This window comes from Bradyrhizobium sp., assembly GCF_017881085.1.
Classification (GTDB): Bacteria; Pseudomonadota; Alphaproteobacteria; order Rhizobiales; family Xanthobacteraceae; genus Bradyrhizobium.
The window spans coordinates 1-2,975 of the sequence record NZ_JADGRI010000468.1 but is presented as its reverse complement, the minus strand read 5'-3'; the positions used below and the strand labels follow the sequence as shown (position 1 = coordinate 2,975).

Here is a 2,975-nt window from a genome sequence, read left to right as displayed (position 1 = left end):
CAGATCAAGCTGAAGGAAGGTCACCGGCCGACCGATGAATATGTGCAGGCGCTTCGCGAGCAGCTGCCGCGCGCGTTTCCCGGCATGACGTTTGCCTTCCTGCCGGCCGACATCGTCAGCCAGATCCTGAATTTCGGCGCGCCGGCGCCTATCGACCTGCAGATCCGCGGCGCCAATGTGAGCGCGAATTTCGCCTACGCCAATCAATTGCTGAGCCGGATTCGCCGGATACCGGGCATCGCGGATGCGCGCATCCAGCAGTCACCCAACAATCCGACCTTCAATATCGATGTCGACCGCACCCGCGCGCAATATGTCGGCTTGACCGAACGCGACGTCACCAACAGCCTGGTCGTCAATCTGGCCGGGAGCGCCCAGGTGGCGCCGACCTACTATCTCAATCCGGACAATGGCGTGTCCTATTCGATCGTGATGCAGACGCCGCAATACAAGATCGATTCGCTGAGCGCGCTGGAGACCCTGCCGATTACCGCCGGCACCACCGCCTCGCCGCCGATCCTCGGCGGCATCGCCAACATCACGCGCGCGACCTCCAGCGCGGTGGTCTCCCAATACGACATCCAGTCGATGGTGCAGATCTACGCGACGCCGCAGGGACGCGACCTCGGCGCGGTCGCCGCCGACGTCAAGGCGGTCATGGCCGATACCGCCAAGGACGTGCCGAAGGGCTCGTCGGTGGTTCTGCTCGGCCAGGTGCAGACCATGAACAGCGCGTTTTCCGGGCTGCTGTTCGGCCTGTTGGCCGCGATCGTGCTGATCTATTTGCTGATCGTGGTCAACTTCCAGTCCTGGTCCGACCCGTTCGTGATCATCACCGCACTGCCGTCGGCGCTGGCCGGCATCGTCTGGATGCTGTTCACCACCCAGACCACGCTGTCGGTTCCGGCGCTCACCGGCGCGATCATGTGCATGGGCGTCGCCACTGCCAACAGCGTGCTGGTGATCTCCTTCGCCCGCGAACGCTACGAGGAGCTGGGCGATCCGATCGCCGCCGCCATCGAGGCCGGTTTCGTGCGCTTCCGACCGGTGTTGATGACCGCGCTGGCGATGATCATCGGCATGCTGCCGATGGCGCTGGCGCTCGGCGAGGGCGGCGAGCAGAACGCGCCGCTCGGCCGTGCGGTGGTCGGAGGGCTGATCTTTGCCACCGTGGCTACCCTGATGTTTGTTCCCGTGGTTTTTAGTATGGTACACAAGAAGCAAGGCGCCAAAGCCGCCGCCGCCGTCCCGGAGACTTCGCATGCCCACTGAACAGAACTCGCCGGTCTCTCGCCGGAAGTTGGGCATTTTCGCGGTCGCGGCGGGGGTCGCGGCGGTGCTGGTAGTGGTCACGGGCATCCGGGCGCGCGAGGATTCCAGCGCCAAATTGCGCGAATGGACCGACGAGCAGGCCGTTCCGACGGTGGCGGTGGTACTGCCCGACGCCAGGGTTTTGAACGCCACCATCGACCTGCCGGGCCGGCTGGAGGCCTATTACCGTGCGCCGATCTTTGCCCGCGTCAGCGGCTACCTGAAGAGCTGGAGCGCCGATATCGGCGCCAAGGTCAAGGCCGGCCAGGTGATCGCCGAGATCGAGGCGCCGGACCTCGACCAGCAGCTGTTGCAGGCGCGCGCCGACCTGGCGAGCCAGGAGGCCAGCGCGAAGCTGTCGGAGGCCACGTTAACGCGCCGCAAATCGCTGATCGCCTCGAACTTCGTGTCGATGCAGGAAATCGACGAGCGCTCCGCCGACCTCTCCAACAAGAAGGCGGCCGTCAATTCCGGCCAGGCCAATGTCGAGCGCCTGGAGGCTTTGGCGGGCTACAAGAAGATCACGGTGCCGTTCGACGGCGTGGTCACCGCGCGCGATACCGACGTCGGTGCCCTGATCAATGCGGGCGGCGGCAGCGGTCCCGCGATGTTCGTGATTTCCGATATCAGCAAGTTGCGGGTCTACGTCAACGTGCCCCAGAGCTACGTGCCCGCGATCAAGATCGGCGCCAAGGCCAAAATCTCGATGCCGGAATACCCGACCCGCACCTTCGACGCGACCGTCGAAGCCTCCTCGCAATCCGTCGACGTCTCTTCCGGCACGACGCGGATGCAGCTTGCGCTCGACAACCCCGGTGGCGAGCTGATGCCGGGCGGCTACGCCAATGTCCGCATGAGCCTGCAGCGCGACGCCGTGCCGCTGCATATTCCGGCCAGCGCCCTGATCTTCAACGGCAGCGGCCTGCGCGTGGCAACCGTCGGTGCCGACGACAAGGTCAAGTTCAAGGCCGTGACCATCGCCCGTGATCTCGGCAAGGATATCGAACTGGCCTCGGGCATCTCCGCGGACGACCGCGTCATCGTCGCCCCCCCCGACGGCCTCGCCGACGGCGATCAAGTCCACGTCGCCGGCGCCAAGGGCAAGCCGGAGAAGGTCTCGGAAAAGTAGGACCTCGAGGGTAGGGGCTGCTGCCCCGCCACATCCGCGACAGCGAGCTACCCCACCCGCCACTCCAGCACGCCGTCGTCCGCCGTGACGATATCGCCTGACGATCCCACCGGGGTTCGGTCCATTCTCAGAAGATGCGCCAGCGTCGCGCCGTCGCCGGCGGGCACCCGCGCCAGCGCGCGGGCATTGTCCGGCGTCCGCAGCATCACCACGCCGTGCTCGACGTCGTTGTTGCGGCCATAGATCACGGTAAAGCTCTCGACCGCGCCCTTGCCATGGGCTTCGGTGACAAACTCGGGCACCACGCCGCGATGGCGGTCGGCTTCCGCCTGCACGCTGGTGTCCTGCGCCAGCGCGGCGGCCGGCGCCTGCCGTGATAGCACCAGACCATGATGCTTGGTGACAAAGCCGCCCTGGCCGTAGAGCAGGCCGAGCCTGGCGCCGTCGCGCAGCTTGCGCACCATCGCGCAGGCCGCGTGCGTCATGTAGGTGTTGAGCGGCGCGCCGAAGAACGTCAGCCCGCCGGTCACTGTCG

2 protein-coding genes and 1 pseudogene are annotated in these 2,975 nt (G+C 66.1%); 2 read left to right on the top strand and 1 reads right to left on the bottom strand.

Annotated elements, in window-relative coordinates; all coding sequences use genetic code 11:
- Both QZ213_RS26740 and QZ213_RS26735 read left to right on the top strand, forming a co-directional pair.
- A partial coding sequence (locus QZ213_RS26740; RefSeq protein WP_291689055.1) for an efflux RND transporter permease subunit occupies positions 1-1,272 on the top strand: 1,272 nt, incomplete at its 5' end.
- Complete coding sequence (locus QZ213_RS26735; protein WP_291689054.1) at positions 1,262-2,440, top strand: efflux RND transporter periplasmic adaptor subunit; 1,179 nt, start codon at positions 1,262-1,264, stop codon at positions 2,438-2,440. The genes QZ213_RS26740 and QZ213_RS26735, both read left to right, overlap by 11 nt.
- A 47-nt stretch (positions 2,441-2,487) precedes the next feature.
- Here QZ213_RS26735 and QZ213_RS26730 read toward each other — a convergent pair.
- Positions 2,488-2,975: pseudogene (locus QZ213_RS26730) on the bottom strand (acetyl-CoA acetyltransferase); the annotation flags it as partial.